Below are 18,145 nucleotides of genomic sequence, written 5' to 3' on the forward strand. Positions count from 1 at the left end.
GGGCGCTACATGGCGCGGCCCTTCGACTCCTCCCTTACATCGCGTCCAAGCCATAGCCCAACGGCAACCATGACAACACCGAGAACCAGGTGCAGCCAGTCGTCCGCAGCGTTCATGGGCACGAAGTCAGCGCTCATGTTCGACATGGTGATCAGGCCGTAGATCCACAAGACGAGGTAGATTGCGCCGCCACCGATGAGGTAACCGCGCGCCATCCTTCCAGTCCTTGCGAAGTACAGGCCTGCTGCGCCGAACAGCAAATGGACAATATTGTGCAGGACGGATACTTGGAAGACTCCAAGAAGCATGGCGCCCGAGTCATGTCCTGCGAAGGTCATGGCGCCGTAATTGCTGGTGATGCCCGGGATAAATCCCAAGACGCCAACAGCCAGGAAAACCCAGCCCAAAATCAGTGCTGAGTTGTGGAGCGTCAGCCCCATCGCGTGGTGCTGCGCGGGGTGTGAAGCAGTAGTCATAGCTCCTCCCGATCACGATTTCCATCGGCCCTTCAAATGGAGGGCCGTATCGCGGCAAGGAGTCGGAAACCCTGCCGACGAGGATATCTTACTCCCGAAAACCCCGGAAATAGAGGGGAGAGGCCGGGACAAGCGCAGCTAGCATGGTTCTGTGATGCCCGATTCTGCGACGCTTTATCCCGTGATGGCAGTGCAACCGTGAGTGAGCCATCGGTTCCCGGAGTGCGCGGAGCGATTTTCGGGGACACCCGGGACATCACGCCGTTCCGGAACGGACATGTCCGCACATCGGTAGGTGGACTGGCTGAGGGCTTGGGCGGTGCGATTTGGGGCGTCCTGAGAGGAAAAGCCGCAGGCCGGATCGACGTCGCCGGGGACGTCCCCAGGCTCAAACGGCTGGCTGGCAAGACCGCCAAATCGGTGTACGACGCGGTCTTCACCAGCACGGAACCGGATCGGCTCATCACCCTGGCGCGTACCTACCCGGGCTGGGCTGGCCTCTGCTACGTGATTGCCGGGCTGCTTGTGTACAAGCACGGAGGATATCTCCGGGCCTCGGAACTTCTGCAACGGGGCTTGTCCATCCGGATCGACGACGCCGCCAGCCAGTTCTCCGCAAGCTACCTTCGCAGGGTGGTGACGCGGATCGAGGTGGCGGAGCGGATCGACGTTTCAGTGCTGTTCAGCGAGGAATCCGTGTTCCTCGCCCTCTCGCATTGCTTCAGGGAGACGGGCCAGACGGCGGAAGCGCTGGACTCCCTGGCCAGCTTGCCGCCGTCGTTGCCCTCCGCCTTGGCCCGCTGCACCGCGGCGGCGGCGCTCGAGCGGCACGCCGACGTCGTCGCCTGGACTGAGGGGCTCCGCAACACGGACGACCTCTCGGCGGCGCTGCTGCTGATTCGGGCACAGTCGCTCAGGATGTTGGGGGAGCGGGAGGCGGCGCAGGCCGCGCTTGAGGAGGTACTCCGCAGGAAGAAGACCAGCCTCGCCTTGCGGAACGACGCCCTCACGGACCGGGCCCTCTCGAAGCTTGAGGTCAGGCGGAGGACGCCCAAGCCGAGGCCCTTTGTCGCTGAGCGGGTCCGGCGCGGCAAGACGGAGGACGCTGAGCTGGATGCGGTCGATGGGATTCGCAAGGACATCGAGATACGCCGAATGTGGAACAAGGACTTCGGCGAGCCGGGCGACTAAAGCAGGGGCCAACGCAGGGCGGCTACGCCCGACGCGTGCGAATGATTCCCCGAATGGAGACCCCCACGGCGCCGACAAGTGGGAGCAGCATGGCCAGGACAACTATGGTGTTCGGCTGGAACGTCACGCGTCCGCTTGCGTTGCGGCCATAGACCCCGACGGGGAGCACAAACCCGCCCCCGCCGCCGCCGGCAGCATTGCCCCCATCGCTGCCTCCGCCGAATCCAAAGGACACCAGCGCTACCGGAATCAGTTCTTCTCCGGCGATCTGCAGGGGCGGGCCGTACGCCCTCGATACGCCGACCTTCTTGAAGGCCTCCACGAGAGCTGAAAAGTCATCGGACATGAAGCCGACCATAGGCTGCCTCGCCCAAGAACACCAGAGCGAGATAGCCCAGCGGCCGTGTCACCGGAGCATCGGAAGTAGCTGCTCGCCGAGCAGGACAGCCCCGAGGCCCACCATGATGATGCCGCTCGCAAGGGTCACCACACGCGCGGCCGAAGGCCGGGACTGCAGCAGCTTCCGCGAGCCGAGGGCCACCACCGTGTAAATGATGCCTGCGAATAGGACGAACGTGAGGCCCAGCACGCCTGACTGCACCGGCACCGGCAACGACGCCTCCGGGCTCACGAATTGCGGCACAAGCGCCAGGAAGAACAGCAGGCCCTTGGGGTTGATGCCGCTTGTACCCATGCCTTGCAGGAAGGTGCGCAATTGGTTTCGGGACTGCCCGACGGCGTCATCCGCACTGAAGCTCGCGCCGCGCCACGAGCGCATGGTGCTCACGCCGAGCCAGAGCAAGTACGCAGCACCCGCGATCGTCAGCCAGCCAAGAAGCCCCGGAACGCCCGTCAAAACGGCGGCGAGTCCGGCCACCAGGAGGGCCGTGTGCAGCACGTAGCCGCTGCACAGGCCGGCCACAGCGGGGAGGAAACTGCGCTGCCGAAGGCCAGCGGCAATCGAATACGCCCAATCGACGCCCGGGGTGCACGCCAAGGTGACGGCGACAATGACGAAGGCGAGGAAAAGCTGTGGATTCATGGTGGCTCCTGGCTGGCGGTTACACCATGAACTTTATGGAAAATCGGCCCATAAGTGTTCCCATTTTTAGCCAGGCTTGCCGAGATTTCGGTAAGATATTTGCGTGATTGATGGAATCGATAGAACTATTTTGCGCCACCTCAAAGAGGATGGCCGAATGACTGCCACCGCGCTCGCAGCAAAGGTGGGATTGACCGTGGCTCCGTGCCATCGCAGACTGCGGGATCTCGAAGCTTCCGGGGTCATCCGTGGGTACAGGGCAGACATCGATCCTGGGGCGATTGGCCTCGGATTCGAGGCGATAGTCTTTGTGACCCTGCGCCAGGCTGACCGCACCACGATGTCGGAGTTCGAAGACCGGGTGGCAGCCATTCCGAACATCGTCGAGGCCCAGAGACTCTTCGGCTCGCCGGACTACCTCCTCCGCGTGATCGCAGCCGATCTCCCGGCCTACCAGCGCTTCTACGACGACCAACTCTCGGCGCTTCCCGCCGTCGAGCGCCTCAACTCGACGTTGGTGATGAAGAACCTCAAGCCGAACGCGGGACCGCCGGTCTGAGTTCGGTTTCCACGACGGAACCGGTCGGGGCCTTGGGATTCGTTGCCGAGCCAACGTCGGTAGGTATCGGTGGCTTGGTTCCGGGGCCGGCTAAAAATGTCGTAGCCTCCTGGCAGAGTGTTTCCATGGAAGCGATCGGATGCGTCGACACCCGGCAGGGCCTTGGGTCCGGTGGGCTTTTCGTGGCGTCGCATCGTGCCCGTGGTCGGCGCTTGGCCGGGGCCCCGGGCATGCCTCCGGGCGGGCTGGTGTTGGTGGATCCGCGCGGGCGGGGCGGCCGGCTGGCCGTTTTGGACGGGGCCGTGGCGGCAGCGAGGTCTTTGGCGGACAAAGCCGCGGACGACGTCGGAGTCCTGGGTTTCGAGGAGGCTGTTGCGTTCGCGTCCGGGGTGGAGGAGCTCTCCCGGACCCTGGACTATCTCCAGGTGGCCGCCGCTGCCGGGCTGGACAGGGCCCGGAATGATGAACCCGCCGCCAGGCGGGGCTGGACCACGGGCTGGGCCGCCGGCGCGGATCCGGGCGCCGGCGCGGGCTGGACGTCCGGGACCACGGCGGGCCAGGAGGACGCACAAGTTGGTGCCGCCGGCATGAGCGCCCGGGGCGGGGAGTTCAGGTCCACGGCCGAGCACCTGCGGTCCTTGCTGCGGATCGGTGCCGCCGAGGCCAGGCACCGGCTCGCCCTCGCCCGGGAGCTGCTGCCCGGCCGGAGCCTCACCGGGCAAACGGTCCCTGCCCGGCACGGGGAAACCGCCGCGGCGCTGGCGTCCGGGGTGATCGGGTCCCGCTCGGCCGGGATCATCACGATGGCCGTGGCGAAGGTGCGTCCGTTGTGCAGCCCGGAGAAGGCCACGGAGATGGAATACGCCCTGGCCCGCACCGCGGAGGAAAACGACCAGGACTTCCTGGCCAGGGTGGCCCGGCGCTGGATCGAGGCGATCGACCAGGACGGACCGGAACCGTCCGAAGAATCCCTGCGCCACCACCAGGGAGCGTTCCTGCGCCGCCCCAGGCACGGCCTGGCGCATGTGGAGATCTTCGCCACCACCGAGCAATACGAACACCTGCTCACGGTCATGAACACCGCCACCAACCCCCGAACCCGCACACCCCAGGGCGCAGCAACCCAGGGCACAGCTCAGGTCTGCGCGGCGCCTTCCGGCGATTCGTCCGGCGATTCGTCCGGCGATTCGTCCGGCGATTCCTCCGGCGAGTCGTCCGGGAGTGCCGGGGCGCCGGACCGGCGGTCGCGGGCGCAGAAGCTCCTGGACGGTCTGGTCGGCGCCTGCAAGCTCGCCCTGGCCGCGGGATCCCTGCCTGCCACGGGCGGCCACCGCCCGCAGATCCTGGCCACCATCGACCACCGCGACCTCTTCCCCCAGGACCGCCGGGATCCGCAGACCGGGCAAGCTTCGCAAGACGGGCAGCCTTCCCGGCCCGGCCACCCCGCACTCTTTGGCGTACCCGCCCGGCCCGGGCAACCCGGGCGAGGTCTGGGCACCGGGTCCTTCACGTTCACCGGGCCCGTTCCTGCCGCCACGGTGCGCAAACTGGCCTGCGACGCCGACATCATCCCTGTGGTCTTGGGCGGCGAGGGCCAGGTCCTGGACATCGGACGGGCCTCACGGATCTTCCCGCCGCACATCCGCAAAGCCATCACCGCGCGGGACAAGGGCTGCGCCTTCCCCGGGTGCACCATGCCGGCCCCTTGGTGCGAGGCCCACCATATCGAGTACTGGTCCCGCGGCGGAGTCACGAGCGCCGCGAACGGGACGCTGCTCTGCAGCCATCACCACCACCTGATCCACAAGGAAGACTGGCACATCCAGGTCCAAGCGGGCGTGCCCTGGTTCATCCCGCCACCGCACATCGACCCCCACCGCAAACCGCGGCGGAACCACTACTTCCAAATATGACCTCAGCCTTGCAGCAACCCTGTCGTCCGGTACGGAATCACCTCGCGCAGGAACATGCTGGTGGACGTGCGCACGATTCCCGGGCACAGCCTGATCTCTTCGGACACCCGGTATAGATCGTCCGGGCTCGTTGCGACCACGCGGATGATGAGGTCGGTGTCCCCGGCCGGCGCATGGCATTCAAGCACCTCTGGGATGTTGCGCAGGGCCGCGATCGCCTCGTTCAGTCGGCTCTGATCCAGCTCCGCACTCACCGCTGCCGCAACGCCCCGTCCGAGTGCGGAAGGCAGTACGCGGCTGCTGTTCGGACGCAAGGCGCCTGACGCCGTCATGCGCTCCAGACGTGACTGGACCGTCCCGCGCGCCAGGCCCAGGCGCTGGGCGAGGACCATGATCGGCACCCGGGGGTCGTCGTCGAGCGCGGCAAGGATGCGCTTGTCCGTTGAATCCAATTCCGGCATCGCTGCTGCTTTCTGCCTGGTCGCTCAAGGTTCGGCTGGTCAGAATGTCCAACCAGATCCCATTCTCCCGCACAATCCCGGCCCCGAAGCCCGCCGATGCGAGCGTGCCGCCCCGGGCCGTGGTTGCGAATCATTTACATGTCCGTAACGGGAAACCCTTGACGGCGTGAATTTAAAACGCGAAACTCTTCTCATATGTGATTGACGTCTCAAGACGATCGGCGCCCAAAGCGCCGGCTCTTGGGAAGAAACCAAAGGCGAAGAAAATGGCAACAACACTCGAACTGACCGTCCGCACCGCATCCTGGACCCGGCCGCCCCGCGAACTGGTCCGAGCGTTCGAGGCGTTCCCCGTGGCAAACATCGGTGACGCTATGGAGCGGCTCGGAATCGTGGACGGCGGGATCAGCCCGGTCTGGGAAGGCGCCCGCTGCGTCGGCTCGGCCCTCCCCGTGCTGGGCGCCGCCGGAGACAATGCCGCCGTCATCGAAGCGCTGAACTACATCCAGCCCGGCGATGTGGTGGTCATCAACGGCTTCGGCCACGAACACCGTGCCTTGGTAGGCGAGCAGCTGTCCCAGCGTTTCGAAGCCGCGGGCGCCACCGGAGCCATCATTGATGGCTACATCCGGGACCGCGCCACCATCACCGAAATCAAGTTCCCCGTCTTTGCCCGGGGTGTCACCCCTGCGGGGCCGTTCAAGAACGGCCCCGGAGTCATCGGCGAACCCGTCGCCATCGGCGGCATCGTCTGCTCGGCGGGCGACATCGTCGCCGCCGATGACGACGGAGTGGTCATCATCCCCCAGGCCCGTGCCGCGGAAATCCTGGAACGAGTCATCGCCGTGGCCGCGCACGAGGCCGAGATGACAGCGGAAATCACCCGCGAATACAGCTAGCGCTTTCTCCCACCCCAGCCCCCTCATAGACTGAAAGCACCCACCATGACAAAGCAATCGACGGACTCAGTGGAACTGAACACCGCTCAAATCAAAGTCGTAACCGCTGACGGCAGGATGGTGCGCAAAGCAACCTTTGCCGGCACCATGGGTTCCTTCGTGGAATGGTACGACTACGGCATCTACGGCCTGCTCACCACGTACCTGGCCATCAACATCATGGGTTCCAAGGACATCGGATCCTTGCTCCTGACCAACGTCGGATTCCTGGTGAGCTTCCTGGCCCGCCCCTTCGGGAGCGTCATCTGCGGATTCCTGGGCGACAGGCTGGGCCGCAAGAACCTGCTCGCTGTGCTCCTGCTCCTCATCTCCGGGGCCACGGCCTGCATTGGCCTCATCCCGTCGTACTCGGTCATCTTCTGGGCCGCTCCCACATTGTTGATCCTGTTCCGGATCCTCCAGGGATTCTCGGCCGGTGGCGAAGTGGCAGGCGCCATGGCCTTCGTCGGAGAGTATGCCCACAACAAGCACCGCAACTACTCCATGAGCTTCATTGCGGTCGGTTCCTTTTGCGCTCTCCTCTTCGGCAGTGCCATTTCCGCAGGCCTCATCACCGCCCTCGGAGATTCCACCATGGAGGCCTGGGCCTGGAGGATTCCGTTCCTCTTCGCCCTGCCCCTAGGTTACGTCGGCTTCTATATCCGCTCCAAGATGGAAGACACCCCCCACTTCGCGGCACTGCGTGAGCGCAACGAGGTGGAACGCAACCCGCTGCGCACCGTCTTCACCTCCAAGCGCCACCTCAAGGCCATCGCCTTGACCATCTTCCTTCCGGCACTGAACGGTCCCGGCTACTACCTCCTGTTCGCCTACATGCCCACGTACCTGAAGACCCAGCTCGGCTCCGGACACAACTTCACGATGCTCCAGGCGCTCCTCGTCACCGCCGTCAGCCTGGTGGCCATCATCATCGCGATCCCGCTCATGGCACGCTTGTCCGACCGCATCGGCCGCAAACCCGTATTGGCTCTCTCCGCCGTGCTCATGGCCGTGGTTTCGTACCCGATGTTCGCCATGATCACCACGGGCAACATGCCGCTGGCCTGCGTTGCCACGATCGTTATGGCTATCGCGTTCTCCGGCCACGCCGCGGTCGTCCACACCGTCCTGACCGAAATGTTCCCCACCACGGTCCGCTACAGCGCGTACAGCATCGGCTTCAGCATCAGCACCATCATCTTCGGCGGAAGCGCCCCGCTGGTCATGACGGAACTCATCAAGGCCACCGGCAACAGCATGGTTCCCGCCTTCGCCTCGATCGGGACGGCCATCATCACGCTCGTCTCGGTCTACTTCCTGAAGGAAACCAAGGGCCAGCCCCTGCAGACTCACTAGCCAGACCAGAACCCCGACGGCGGTGGCCGCCCGCCACTGGAACGGCAGCCGCCGCCGTCGAACCCTTCGCAACGAACCTAAGCAAAACAAGAGAACCACCTAACCAGGAACAGAAGCAGGAGCCACCTTGAGCATCAATTCAGTCGCCGTCGTCGCAGACCTCGGCGAAAGCTACGGTAACTACACGATCGGCGACGACGACGCCCTGCTCGGCCTCGTCACCGCCTCCAACATCGCCTGCGGCTTCCACGCCGGCGATCCGAGGGTCATGGATGCCACCGTCAAGGCCTGCGTGGAGCGCGGCATCGAACTCGGCGCCCACCCCGGATACCCGGACCTGGTGGGCTTCGGCCGCAGGCTCATCGAAGCCAGCGAAGAAGAAATCCGCACCGACGTCCTCTACCAGATCGGCGCCCTGGACGCGTTCGCCCGCATCCATGGCGGCAAGATCAGCCACGTAGCCCCGCACGGCCGGATGGGTAGCATCGCCCAGACCGACGCCAAGCACGCCCGCGCCATCACGGATGCCATCAAGGCCTACGACCCCTCCTACATCGTGATCTGCCAGAACGGCCTCCTGGCCGATGAATCCCGCAAGCGCGGACTTCAGGTGGGCTACGTCTTCCTCGCAGACCGCGGCTACGGCGAAGACGGCATGCCGGTCTCGCGAAACAGGGAAGGCGCACTCCTGCACGACCCCGAGGAAATCGGCCGCCGCGTGGTCCAGGTGGTGACCGAAGGGACCGTTCGCGCCGTCACCGGGAAGGTGGTCCCGCTGGGCCACGATGCCGACGTCGTCCTCCTCCACGGCGACCACCCGCAGGTCCTGCAGAACGGCACCGCACTGCGTGCGGCTCTCCACAAGGCGGGCATCAAAGCCACAGGCCTCCAGGAAGTCCTCGCCGAAAAGGCCGGGCTCGCCACGGTCTGAAGCTGAGCAACCCCCGGATCCATCACCCGCACCACCGAGCAGGACTCATGACCACGCACACAGCACCCGCGGAGCGACTGCACCGCCCGCCCGAACTGGAAGCCGATCCGTTCGGCGACTCAGCCCTCATGCTCCGGGTCAAGAACGACGACGGCGACCTCCGCCGGGCGGGGGCCAGCCGGCTCCGCGACGTGCTGCTGGAGGTGCGGCCGTTTGGGGTGCTGGACATCGTGGCGGGCGTCGAGTCCTTGTTGGTCGAGTTCGATTGCCTTGCCGTGACACACGAACAATTGGCCCAGACAATTCGCTTGGCGGTTGCCGGCAGCGCCCTGGAACCGGGAGCACCTGGCGCCTCGCAATCACTTTTTGTCATACCGATGGTGGTCAGCGAGGAATTCTCCCCCGACCTTCCGGGGGTCGCCCGGGAACTGGGCCTGAGCCCGGAAGCAGTGCTGCGGCGGTTCGAGTCCTCGGTGCTGACCATCAACCTGTTGGCCGCGGCCATGGCCCCCATGATGGGCGGCGTGAAATTCCCGGGCCAGGTCAGCCGCTGCGTCGAGCCCCGGACCAACGTGGAACCCGGGTCTGTCATGGTGGCCGGCACCAACGCCATCATCCAGCCGTTCCCCGGACCGAGCGGCTGGAAGGTGATCGGCCGGACTCCGCTCACCATTTGCGATATCCGGGAAGACCCCGCCACGTCATACAAACCGGGGGATCTGGTGCGTTTTGAAGTGGTTCCGGAGCGTGAATGGGAACGGCTTGAAGGCCGATTCCTGCGTGCTTCGGGCGGCGCTGGCTCGGATGGCTCGGATGGGAGCAACAGTGACCTTCCCTGACCACGCGATCGGCATCAAAGTGAGCGAGGCCGGTTGGCTGTCCACGTTCCAGGACCTGGGCCGCGAGAATTCCGAGTTCATGGGCGTCCCCTGCGGAGGTGCGGCAGACCAGCACTCCGCGGCGGTCGCCAACATCCTGGTCGGCAACAGCCGCAAGGCCACATGCCTGGAAATCATGGGCGGACGGTTCGCGTTCACGGCCACGCACGACGTGATGTGCGCCGTGACCGGGGTCCCGGCGGAGGTCACAGTGAATGGCGACGCGGTGGCCATGTGGGAGCCGCTTTGTCTTCCTGCCGGAGCACGGGTTGTGATCGCCAAGGCCAGCGGCGGCATGCGGAATTACCTGGCCTTCAGCGGCGAACTGGAAACCGCCCGTTTCATGGGCAGCGCAGCGCCGGAATCGCGCATGGGATTCCCTCAACAACTCGCTCCCGGGCAGGCGCTCACCCTCCACAGCCGATACCACGGATTCACGCACCCGTTCCTGACCCAGCCATTGTTCCGGCTGCCTGTTCCCGTGCTGGACTTCAACCCCGAGGTGTGGACCATCGACGTCGTCGACGGTCCCGAAACGAACCGGACGCCCGGCATCCGGAAATTGCTCAGCTCCAGCCACTACACCGTCGGCGCCAAATCCAACCATGTAGGCCTGCGTTTGGACGGGCCCGTGGTGCATCCGGAGGGACTCGGGGAAATCGTGTCCCATGGTGTGCCGATCGGCGCGTTTGAAATCCCGCATGGCGATGAGCTCATCATCCTGGGCCGCTCAAGGACGCTGACCGCCGGCTACCCTATCGTCGCGGTCGCAGCCAAGGCCTCCCTGCCCATGCTGGGCCAGGCCAGCCCCGGCCGGAAGATGACCTTTCGCTGGATCAGCAACGCCGAAGCGGTGGAGCAATACCGCGAACAGCAGCGCGGTTTGGCACATCTGGAAGAGCGCGCGCACGCCCTGTTCGCCGCCGTCGGGCTCCCCCTCTACGCAAGTCCCGCGGCTCCCTCGCCGAGTCCCGCCGCGGCGTGACTCGCAGTCCCCGAAGAAAACACTTGACCATCATCTTCTGAAATGAGAAACTCTTCTCATATGTGATTGGCATCTCAAATGATTCACACTAAAGCGCAAGGAACTGAAACCATGGGACTTCTGGACGGCAAGCTCGCGATCATCACCGGCGCCGGTACCGGCATGGGACGCGCGACGGCGGCCCTGCTGGCTGCAGATGGCGCGGCAGTGGTGCTCGTGGGGCGTCGTGAGGACGTTCTGCAGGAGCTCGCCACCGAAATCGTCGCCGACGGCGGACGTGCCTTTGCCCGCGCTGCGGACATCACTTCCAAAGACGATGTAGACGCCCTGCTGGAATGGGTCCACGAAAGCCTCGGTCCGGTGGACATCCTCGTCAATAGTGCGGGTAGCTCCAGCAAGGTCCTCAACGTCCGGTGGATCAGCCAGGAGGAATGGAACGGCGTCCTGGACGTCAACCTCAACGCCGTCTACCTGCTCAGCCAGGCGGTCCTTCCGGACATGCTGAGCCGCAAGACCGGAACCATCATCACGGTCTCCTCGCTCGCCGCAGTGAATCCGAACCTTCTCGGCGGCGCCGCGTACGGCGCGGCCAAGGCCGCGGTCCGGAACTTCATGACGTACCTTCACAACACCTTCCGCAACGACGGGTTGCGCGCGGTGACCATCCTGCCCGGTGAAACGGCGACGCCTATCCTGGACAACCGCGCCCGCCCGCCTCGCGCGGAAGAGCGCGATGCCATGGTCCAGCCGGAGGACGTGGCCCGGGCCATCCACCTTGTGGCGACGCTGCCGCAGCGCACCGTGGTCCAGGAATTGGTCATCGCCCCCACCATCCAGCGGGATACCTCCGGCGACATCGAGATCAGCCGCTGGGCCGGAGCCCCTGCCGACGAGGCCCCCGCTGACGAGGCGCCGCAGCGATGAAACCCCGCCGGCTGTACGCGCCCTCCCGCGGAATCAATACCAAATCGCCCGCCCCCAAAACAATCTCAGCAACCACCCAGATCAGGACCCTCATGACACTCGAGCCAGCCACCGCCGTCGCCGATTTCCAGCCCTCCGAGGCGGTGCAGCGCATCCAGCGCACATCGCTGCGGGTGCAGCAGCCCCAATCCAAGGGAGACCTCGTCTCCTTGGCGATGGGCGAGCCGGATTTCGACACGCCGGCCCAGGTTCGAGCAGCAGCAGCCCGTGCCCTCGAGGACGGCTTCACCCACTACTCGCCGTTGCTCGGCGAGCTGGTGCTTCGCGAGGAGCTGGCTGCCCGTATCGGCCAGCTCCTCGCCGGAGTGGCCAGCCCTGGCGCCGTGCTCATCACGCAGGGCGGCACGGCCGGCCTGTCTGCGGCGATCCTTGGCATCGTCAACCCGGGCGACAAAGTGGTCATCCCGGACCCCACCTATTCCCTCTACGCGGACCTCGTCAGCATGGCCGGGGGCATCACCGTGCCGGTGCCGCTGGCCGATGACCTGCACTGGGACCTCGAAGCATTGGCCACCGCACTTGAAGGCGCCAGGATGTTCGTCTTCTGCAACCCCTCCAACCCCACCGGCATCGTGCACTCCCGCCGCGAACTCGAAGCCCTCGCAGACATGGTCGCCGGAACCGACACCCTGATCCTTTCCGACGAGGCCTACAGCGATCTCGTCTACACGCCCGAACCCTTCACCTCGGCACTGGAAATCGAAGCCCTGGCCGGCCGGACCATCTACTGCCAGACCTTCTCCAAGAGCTATGCCATGACCGGATGGCGCGTCGGCTACCTCTGGGGCCCGTCCGACGTCATCGCCTCCGCCGCCCGGATCCACAACACCTTCAACGGCTCCATGAACCAGGCCGTGCAATACGCGGCGCTCACCGCCCTCAAGACGTGCGGCCCCGACATCGAACGCATGCACGCTTCCTATGCGTTGCGCAGGGAGCTCATGGCCACCGGTCTCCAGCAGATTCCGGGTCTCACGGTCAGCTCGCCGGAAGGTGCGTTCTACCTCTTCCCCAAGTACGACGTCGAGCTGCCGGCAGCCGCGATGGTCGCCCACCTTCGCAACCACGGCGTCGCCGTCCGTCCCGGCAGCGAGTTCGGCCGGAACGGCGAGTTCCACTTGCGCTTGTCCTACGCCGCCAGCTCCGAGGCCATAACCGCCGGTGTGGAGCGCTTGGCGGCCGGTCTGGCCGAGCTCCGGTGAGTGCCCCGGACGTGGCCAGCGTTGCGCCCGCCGCTCAGGCGATACGCTGGGATCTGACACGGAAGGGGGCGCCCATGCGCAGCGACACCCAACGCAACCGCCGCCAGCTGGTGCGGGCCGCCGGGAAGCTCTTCGCCAAGGCCAAGGGCCCGGTGAGCATGACGGACATCGCCCGCGAAGCCGAGATCTCTCCCGCGACCGCGTATCGACATTTCGCCTCGGTGGAGGACGTCCTGGCCGCATTCCGCTTCGGTGTTGGCGAGAAGCTGCGCGATTTCAGCGTTGCACAGACCACGTCCGGGGTGGAACTGCTGGAAAGCGTCAGCCGGCACTGGGTGGGTCTCGTCATCAAGCATGGCGGTTCCATGGTCCACACCCGTTCCGGCGAAGGGTACCTGGCCCGTCTTCGCTCCGGCGCGTACTACCTGACCATCCAGGCCGAGGCTTTGGAACGGCCGCTCCGCGAGGCCTGCGAGGAACTCGGGCTCCCACCTCTCGGGGACGAAGCCATGTTCCTGTGGAACATCCTCTTCGACCCCCGGGAAATTTTCGATCTGCTCAACACCGTCGGCCTGGACAAGGACCAAGTGTCCACCAAGCTTTGTGCTGCGCTCCGTGGCGCGATGGCCGCGTGGGCAGCTGCGGAGCCAACTTCGGCAAAGTGACCACATCCTGATCGCCTTCCGTCGAGGAACCGGTCAGATTGACCAGTGGCGATTGAGTCCGTTGCGCCAGTTGTAGTGTTTCTGTTCAAATAGTGGCAACGAAGGGAAAGGCTACCGCCGGACCCCACAGGCTACGGATCCTCCGGTACACCACCCGGCCACCCGAAACACCGTCCCGCAAAGACGCAGCCGCTGATTGACTCTTGTTCACGCATCGTCATTCCGCACCCCGCCGGCGTCGCCATGAAGGGTGGCCGGCACCACCATAAGAGCCCCTGAGCCACCGAATGAGTTGCGGTAGCTGAGGGGCTCTTGTGCTGCCCGGGTCGTGTTCTCAAAAAGGCTGAATCAACACCGCGACAAAGTCGTATTCATCTTGGGAGGCGGCGGTCCACTCGACGTCCACTAGATCACCCGCATTGAGGGACCTGTATCCGCCTGATTGCTCGCTGACCGAGAAATGCGCGAAGCATTTCTTCCCGTCGGGAAGAATAAGTTCGCCCCAACCTTCTTCGGCTTTCCAGAAGGAAACCATCGCCTTGGCTCGAGATGAGTTCAACGTTGGTCCTCTCTTTGGAAACTAAAGGTACCCAATTCTCCCAGCGGCCCCGACCTCCCCGGAATCCTGCAGGCACGCCCGGCGGCGCATAGTCTTGTGCCATGACTTCCGCTGGCCGTTTCGCTCCGAGCCCCTCCGGCGAGCTTCACGTGGGCAATCTGCGCACGGCCATGCTCGCCTGGCTCTTCGCTCGTTCCACGGGCCGCGCCTTCCTGCTGCGCGTGGAGGACCTCGACCGGGCTCGGGCCGGCGCCGAGGAAGTCCAGCTCCGCGATCTTGGGGCCGTCGGCGTGACGTGGGACGGCGCCGTCGTCCGCCAGACGGACCGTTCCGGGCTGTACAACGACGTGATCGAGCGGCTCGCGGACGCAGGGCTGACGTATGAATGCTTCTGCACGCGACGCGAGATCCAGGATGCTCCGTCCGCCCCGCACGCGCCACAAGGCGCTTACCCGGGCACGTGCAGGAACCTTTCGACGGCGGAGCTCGAGATCCGCCGGGCCTCCCGCCCTGCCGCCATCCGGCTCCGCGCTGAAGCCCACGAATGGACTGTGGAGGACAGGCTGCACGGTTCATACACGGGCGACGTGGACGACTTTGTGCTCCGCAGGAACGACGGCGTCACTGCCTACAATTTGGCCGTGGTGGTGGATGACGCGGCACAGGGCGTGGACCAAGTGGTCCGCGGAGACGACCTCCTGTCCTCCACACCCCGCCAGGCCTATTTGGCGTCCTTGTTGGGCATTGCCGTTCCGGAATACGCCCACGTCCCCTTGGTGCTGAATCGCGACGGCGCCCGCCTGGCCAAGCGCGACGGCGCGGTGACGCTCGGCGACCTTGCCGCCGTCGGGCTGTCTGCCGCGGAGGTGCGGGACGTGATCTTGGAATCGCTCGGCTTGCCGGGAGGGCCGCTTGGCGAGGCCTTGGATGGATTTGATCCGGCCCGATTGCCACACGGGCCATGGATATGGAATGGCATTCAGCAATCAACCCTCCGGAAAGGGGCCTAAGTGCTCGCCTATGTGCTGACCCGCTACGGCGGCGCCGACGCAATGGAGCTGCAGGACGTCCCCAGGCCGGTTGCCGGTCCGGGCGAGGTCCTGGTCAGGGTGTTTGCCGCGGGACTCAATCCCGTGGACTACAAGCAACGAGAAGGTGCAGTCCGGGTGATCACCAGGCCAAGGCTGCCCTTGGTGGCTGGAAGCGAGCTGGCCGGGATCGTGGAAGCTGTAGGCCCGGGCGTCACCCGCTTCGCCACGGGAGACCGGGTGTTTGCCCGCGTGGACAAGACACTGCTGGGCGCTTTTGCCGAACACGCCGCCGTCCACGAGGATTTCGTGGCGCTCATGCCAAGGTCGCTCAGCTACACCGAGGCCGCGAGCCTTCCCTTGGCGGGCCTCACCGCGTTGCAGGCACTGCGCGACGAGCTCGAGATCAAGCCCGGGACCAAGCTGTTCATTTCCGGGGGCGCGGGCGGAGTGGGAACCCTTGCCATCCAGTTGGCCAAGTACTTTGGCGCCGAGGTGACCACCACTGCGTCTCCCCGTGGGGAAGAGTTGGTGCGGCGGCTCGGGGCGGACGCCGTCGTCGACTATACGAAGGAGAACCTGGCCGAAGTGCTTCATGGCTTCGACGCCGCGCTGGATCTCGTGGGCGGGGAGACGCTGGACCAGACGTTCAAGATCCTCAAGCCGGGCGCGAAAGTGGTCAGCATCGCGGGGATGCCCGAACCGCAGACGGCCCTGAAGGACCTTGCGGCCCCGGCCTGGATGACCGCGCTGTTCTGGGCGATCAGCCTCGGAATCCGGAGCCGCGCCCGTGAAGCCAACGTCCGGTACCGCTACCTTTTCATGCACCCCAGTGGCGAAGACTTGAAGTTCCTGTCACGCCTCGTTTCCGACGGAAAACTGAAACCGGTGGTGGATAGCAGCTATCCGCTCGAAAAGATCGCCGACGCTTTCGCAGCGCTGGAGCAGGGACGCGCCAAGGGCAAGATCGTGGTGACCATGGACACTCGCGGCAGTTAGGGGGCTGAAGGTGGGCCCATTCTGCCGGGTTCCCTGGCCGAGCTAGCGAGGTTAGGGGGCTGAAGGTGGGCCCATTCTGCCGGGTTCCCTGGCCGAGCTAGCGAGGTTAAGGGGCTGAAGGTGGGCCCAGTCTGCCGGGTTCCCTGGCCGAGCTAGCGAGGTTAGGGGGCTGAAGGTGGGCCCATTCTGCCGGGTTCCCTGGCCGAGCTAGCGAGGTTAGGGGGCTGAAGGTGGGCCCATTCTGCCGGGTTCCCTGGCCGAGCTAGCGAGGTTAGGGGGCTGAAGGGATTAGGCTGTCCGGGTGGATGCACAGACGATTGCCCCTGGATTCGAACCGGTAGCCGAACTCTTTGGCCGTTTCCTCAGCGAGGACCCGGAATATTCAGCCCAGCTTGCGGCCTACCACCGCGGCGTCAAGGTACTGGACATCAGCGGCGGCCCGCACCGCCGCCCGGATTCGGTAACCGGTGTTTTCTCCTGTTCCAAGGGAGTGTCCGGGCTGGTCATCGCGCTTTTGGTCCAGGACGGCTTCCTGGACCTTGACGCTGAAGTGGTCAAGTACTGGCCGGAATTCGGCGCCGAAGGAAAGGCCAACGTTACCGTGGCCCAGTTGCTCTCCCACCAGGCCGGTCTTCTGGGAGTCGAAGGCGGACTCACCCTCGAGGAATACAACAACTCCGAGCTGGCCGCCGCCAAGCTCGCGCAGATGCGGCCGCTCTGGAAGCCCGGGACCGCATTCGGGTACCACGCCCTGACCATCGGCGTCTTCATGGAGGAGCTTTGCCGAAGGATCACCGGGTCCACCCTCCAGGAAATCTACGAACAACGCATCCGTTCGGTCACGGGCGCCCACTTCTTCCTGGGACTGCCTGAGTCCGAGGAGCCCCGCTATGCCACCCTCCGTTGGGCCGAGGACCCCTCCCAGCCGTGGATTGATCCCGCGAGCCATTTCGGACTTTCGGCCAACTCGGCGGTGGGGGACATCCTTGACCTGCCCAACATCCGCGAGGTGCGCGCCGCCGGCCTGAGTTCCGCCGCCGGGGTCGCCAGCGCCGAAGGCATGGCCCGCGTCTACGCTGCGGCACTCACCGGACTTGCCGCGGACGGCGACCGGCCCGCCGTCGCACCCCTCCTCAGTGAAGAGACCATCCAGGCTGTCTCGGCCGAGCAGGTTTTCGGCATCGACCGCGTGTTCGGCGAGACCAGCTGCTTTGGGACCGTGTTCATGAAATCGCATGCACGCTCGCCATACGGGAGCTACCGGGCGTTCGGGCACGACGGCGCCAGCGCATCTTTGGGATTCGCTGACCCCGTGTATGAACTCGCTTTCGGGTACGTGCCGCAACAGGCCGAACCCGGCGGAGCCGGATGCCGCAACCTCGAACTGAGCGCCGCCGTGCGGAAGGCAGTCACCGAACTGGCTCAGTAGGATGAAGCCATGACCGAACCGAGATTCACCGTTGAAACAGCCATGGTCCTTGCCGAAGTGGCGCACAATCGCCAGAAGGACAAGCTGAAGCGGCCTTATCGCGAGCACGTGCTGGCGGTAGGGGATGCGCTCGCCGATTTCGACGACGACATCCGGATCGCTGGCTACCTGCACGACATCGCCAAGGACACCCCGATTACCAAGCAGGCGCTGCTCGACATGGGCGTTTCCGAACGTGCCGTGGGCATCATCGAACGCGTAACCCGCCGCTTCCAAGATGACTCGGACAATGATGAAGCCGTGGTCCTGCACATCGCACAGGACCACGACGCCACCCTGGTCAAGATCGCCTGCAACGCCCACAACTCCGTGCCGGAGCGCGTGCGGGCGCTCGCCGAGAAATGGCCGGACAAGGCACCCACCACTCGGTACGCAGACGCCCGGGAAGTGCTTTACAAGGCTGTGCCCCGTGGCGAAATCCACTTGGTCCTGCAGCGCATCAACCCGGATCTCCTGTCCGAAATGGACCGATTGGCCGACTAGCGGTCC

General features: G+C 65.2%; 20 protein-coding genes. 15 read left to right on the forward strand and 5 right to left on the reverse strand.

Annotated elements, in window-relative coordinates; all coding sequences use genetic code 11:
* Window positions 1-5 precede the first annotated feature (5 nt).
* On the reverse strand, window positions 6-476 hold the full coding sequence (locus VLA65_RS14150) for a DUF4383 domain-containing protein (RefSeq protein WP_059388710.1): 471 nt from the start codon (window positions 474-476) through the stop codon (window positions 6-8).
* A gap of 198 nt (window positions 477-674) precedes the next feature.
* On the opposite strand from VLA65_RS14150, the gene VLA65_RS14155 reads away from it, so the two are divergent.
* Window positions 675-1,667 (forward strand): hypothetical protein, encoded by a 993-nt coding sequence (locus tag VLA65_RS14155; RefSeq protein WP_306963582.1) that lies wholly within the window; start codon window positions 675-677, stop codon window positions 1,665-1,667.
* Between the two features lie 22 nt (window positions 1,668-1,689).
* Here VLA65_RS14155 and VLA65_RS14160 read toward each other — a convergent pair whose 3' ends face one another.
* Complete coding sequence (locus VLA65_RS14160) at window positions 1,690-2,013, reverse strand: hypothetical protein (protein WP_059388708.1); 324 nt, start codon at window positions 2,011-2,013, stop codon at window positions 1,690-1,692.
* Between the two features lie 60 nt (window positions 2,014-2,073).
* Window positions 2,074-2,709 carry a LysE family translocator gene (locus VLA65_RS14165; protein ID WP_059388707.1) on the reverse strand — a complete coding sequence of 212 codons (636 nt, stop codon included), beginning with the start codon at window positions 2,707-2,709 and terminating at the stop codon, window positions 2,074-2,076.
* 103 nt (window positions 2,710-2,812) lie between these two features.
* Between VLA65_RS14165 and VLA65_RS14170 the strand changes: the two genes are divergently transcribed.
* On the forward strand, window positions 2,813-3,268 hold the full coding sequence (locus tag VLA65_RS14170; protein WP_284989253.1) for an Lrp/AsnC family transcriptional regulator: 456 nt from the start codon (window positions 2,813-2,815) through the stop codon (window positions 3,266-3,268).
* A gap of 125 nt (window positions 3,269-3,393) precedes the next feature.
* The gene (locus VLA65_RS14175) at window positions 3,394-5,181 is read left to right on the forward strand and encodes an HNH endonuclease signature motif containing protein (RefSeq protein WP_332602875.1); all 1,788 of its coding nucleotides are present in this window, start codon (window positions 3,394-3,396) and stop codon (window positions 5,179-5,181) included.
* Window positions 5,182-5,183: 2 nt separating this feature from the next.
* On the opposite strand, the gene VLA65_RS14180 is transcribed toward VLA65_RS14175, so the two are convergent.
* The gene (locus tag VLA65_RS14180) at window positions 5,184-5,642 is read right to left on the reverse strand and encodes an Lrp/AsnC family transcriptional regulator (protein WP_332602876.1); all 459 of its coding nucleotides are present in this window, start codon (window positions 5,640-5,642) and stop codon (window positions 5,184-5,186) included.
* 266 nt (window positions 5,643-5,908) lie between these two features.
* On the opposite strand from VLA65_RS14180, the gene VLA65_RS14185 reads away from it, so the two are divergent.
* The 8 genes from VLA65_RS14185 (at window position 5,909) to VLA65_RS14220 (ending at window position 13,581) form a co-directional block, all read left to right on the forward strand.
* Window positions 5,909-6,541: an RraA family protein gene (locus tag VLA65_RS14185; RefSeq protein WP_332602877.1), complete on the forward strand. Its 633-nt coding sequence runs from the start codon at window positions 5,909-5,911 to the stop codon at window positions 6,539-6,541.
* Between the two features lie 45 nt (window positions 6,542-6,586).
* Complete coding sequence (locus VLA65_RS14190; protein ID WP_332602878.1) at window positions 6,587-7,936, forward strand: MFS transporter; 1,350 nt, start codon at window positions 6,587-6,589, stop codon at window positions 7,934-7,936.
* A gap of 127 nt (window positions 7,937-8,063) precedes the next feature.
* Window positions 8,064-8,867, forward strand: coding sequence for a LamB/YcsF family protein (locus tag VLA65_RS14195; protein WP_332602879.1), 804 nt, complete (start codon window positions 8,064-8,066; stop codon window positions 8,865-8,867).
* Window positions 8,868-8,914: 47 nt separating this feature from the next.
* Window positions 8,915-9,706: a 5-oxoprolinase subunit B family protein gene (locus VLA65_RS14200; protein WP_332602880.1), complete on the forward strand. Its 792-nt coding sequence runs from the start codon at window positions 8,915-8,917 to the stop codon at window positions 9,704-9,706.
* On the forward strand, window positions 9,693-10,730 hold the full coding sequence (locus VLA65_RS14205; protein ID WP_332602881.1) for a biotin-dependent carboxyltransferase family protein: 1,038 nt from the start codon (window positions 9,693-9,695) through the stop codon (window positions 10,728-10,730). The genes VLA65_RS14200 and VLA65_RS14205 overlap by 14 nt, the downstream gene beginning before the upstream one ends.
* 111 nt (window positions 10,731-10,841) lie before the next feature.
* Window positions 10,842-11,654, forward strand: a complete 813-nt coding sequence (locus tag VLA65_RS14210) for an SDR family oxidoreductase (RefSeq protein ID WP_332602882.1) — start codon at window positions 10,842-10,844, stop codon at window positions 11,652-11,654.
* 92 nt (window positions 11,655-11,746) lie between these two features.
* Window positions 11,747-12,916, forward strand: coding sequence for a pyridoxal phosphate-dependent aminotransferase (locus VLA65_RS14215; RefSeq protein ID WP_332602883.1), 1,170 nt, complete (start codon window positions 11,747-11,749; stop codon window positions 12,914-12,916).
* A 74-nt stretch (window positions 12,917-12,990) separates the two neighbouring features.
* Window positions 12,991-13,581: a TetR/AcrR family transcriptional regulator gene (locus VLA65_RS14220; RefSeq protein ID WP_268020064.1), complete on the forward strand. Its 591-nt coding sequence runs from the start codon at window positions 12,991-12,993 to the stop codon at window positions 13,579-13,581.
* Between the two features lie 334 nt (window positions 13,582-13,915).
* On the opposite strand, the gene VLA65_RS14225 is transcribed toward VLA65_RS14220, so the two are convergent.
* Window positions 13,916-14,140, reverse strand: a complete 225-nt coding sequence (locus tag VLA65_RS14225; RefSeq protein WP_332602884.1) for a hypothetical protein — start codon at window positions 14,138-14,140, stop codon at window positions 13,916-13,918.
* A gap of 101 nt (window positions 14,141-14,241) precedes the next feature.
* Here VLA65_RS14225 and gluQRS point away from each other — a divergent pair, with 101 nt between their 5' ends.
* The 4 genes from gluQRS to VLA65_RS14245 all read left to right on the forward strand — a co-directional run bounded on the left by gluQRS (window position 14,242) and on the right by VLA65_RS14245 (window position 18,139).
* Window positions 14,242-15,150 carry a tRNA glutamyl-Q(34) synthetase GluQRS gene (gene gluQRS, locus VLA65_RS14230; RefSeq protein ID WP_332602885.1) on the forward strand — a complete coding sequence of 303 codons (909 nt, stop codon included), beginning with the start codon at window positions 14,242-14,244 and terminating at the stop codon, window positions 15,148-15,150.
* Window positions 15,151-16,167, forward strand: coding sequence for an NADP-dependent oxidoreductase (locus VLA65_RS14235; protein WP_332602886.1), 1,017 nt, complete (start codon window positions 15,151-15,153; stop codon window positions 16,165-16,167). It abuts the gene before it with no gap.
* A 301-nt stretch (window positions 16,168-16,468) separates the two neighbouring features.
* Entirely contained in the window at window positions 16,469-17,596 is a 1,128-nt protein-coding gene (locus tag VLA65_RS14240) for a serine hydrolase domain-containing protein (RefSeq protein ID WP_332602887.1), read from the forward strand.
* Window positions 17,597-17,605: 9 nt separating this feature from the next.
* On the forward strand, window positions 17,606-18,139 hold the full coding sequence (locus VLA65_RS14245; protein ID WP_332602888.1) for a phosphohydrolase: 534 nt from the start codon (window positions 17,606-17,608) through the stop codon (window positions 18,137-18,139).
* Window positions 18,140-18,145 lie beyond the last annotated feature (6 nt).

The organism is Arthrobacter sp. S2(2024), assembly GCF_036662515.1.
Taxonomy (GTDB): domain Bacteria; phylum Actinomycetota; class Actinomycetes; order Actinomycetales; family Micrococcaceae; genus Arthrobacter.

What these genes read in the sequence shown, in the direction of transcription:
- VLA65_RS14150 (WP_059388710.1), bottom strand. Translation starts at nt 476, where the DNA reads ATGACTACTGCTTCACACCCCGCGCAGCACCACGCGATGGGGCTGACG.
- VLA65_RS14160 (WP_059388708.1), bottom strand. Translation starts at nt 2,013, where the DNA reads ATGTCCGATGACTTTTCAGCTCTCGTGGAGGCCTTCAAGAAGGTCGGC.
- VLA65_RS14165 (WP_059388707.1), bottom strand. Translation starts at nt 2,709, where the DNA reads ATGAATCCACAGCTTTTCCTCGCCTTCGTCATTGTCGCCGTCACCTTG.
- VLA65_RS14175 (WP_332602875.1), top strand. Translation starts at nt 3,394, where the DNA reads ATGGAAGCGATCGGATGCGTCGACACCCGGCAGGGCCTTGGGTCCGGT.
- VLA65_RS14180 (WP_332602876.1), bottom strand. Translation starts at nt 5,642, where the DNA reads ATGCCGGAATTGGATTCAACGGACAAGCGCATCCTTGCCGCGCTCGAC.
- VLA65_RS14185 (WP_332602877.1), top strand. Translation starts at nt 5,909, where the DNA reads ATGGCAACAACACTCGAACTGACCGTCCGCACCGCATCCTGGACCCGG.
- VLA65_RS14190 (WP_332602878.1), top strand. Translation starts at nt 6,587, where the DNA reads ATGACAAAGCAATCGACGGACTCAGTGGAACTGAACACCGCTCAAATC.
- VLA65_RS14200 (WP_332602880.1), top strand. Translation starts at nt 8,915, where the DNA reads ATGACCACGCACACAGCACCCGCGGAGCGACTGCACCGCCCGCCCGAA.
- VLA65_RS14210 (WP_332602882.1), top strand. Translation starts at nt 10,842, where the DNA reads ATGGGACTTCTGGACGGCAAGCTCGCGATCATCACCGGCGCCGGTACC.
- VLA65_RS14215 (WP_332602883.1), top strand. Translation starts at nt 11,747, where the DNA reads ATGACACTCGAGCCAGCCACCGCCGTCGCCGATTTCCAGCCCTCCGAG.
- VLA65_RS14220 (WP_268020064.1), top strand. Translation starts at nt 12,991, where the DNA reads ATGCGCAGCGACACCCAACGCAACCGCCGCCAGCTGGTGCGGGCCGCC.
- gluQRS (WP_332602885.1), top strand. Translation starts at nt 14,242, where the DNA reads ATGACTTCCGCTGGCCGTTTCGCTCCGAGCCCCTCCGGCGAGCTTCAC.
- VLA65_RS14245 (WP_332602888.1), top strand. Translation starts at nt 17,606, where the DNA reads ATGACCGAACCGAGATTCACCGTTGAAACAGCCATGGTCCTTGCCGAA.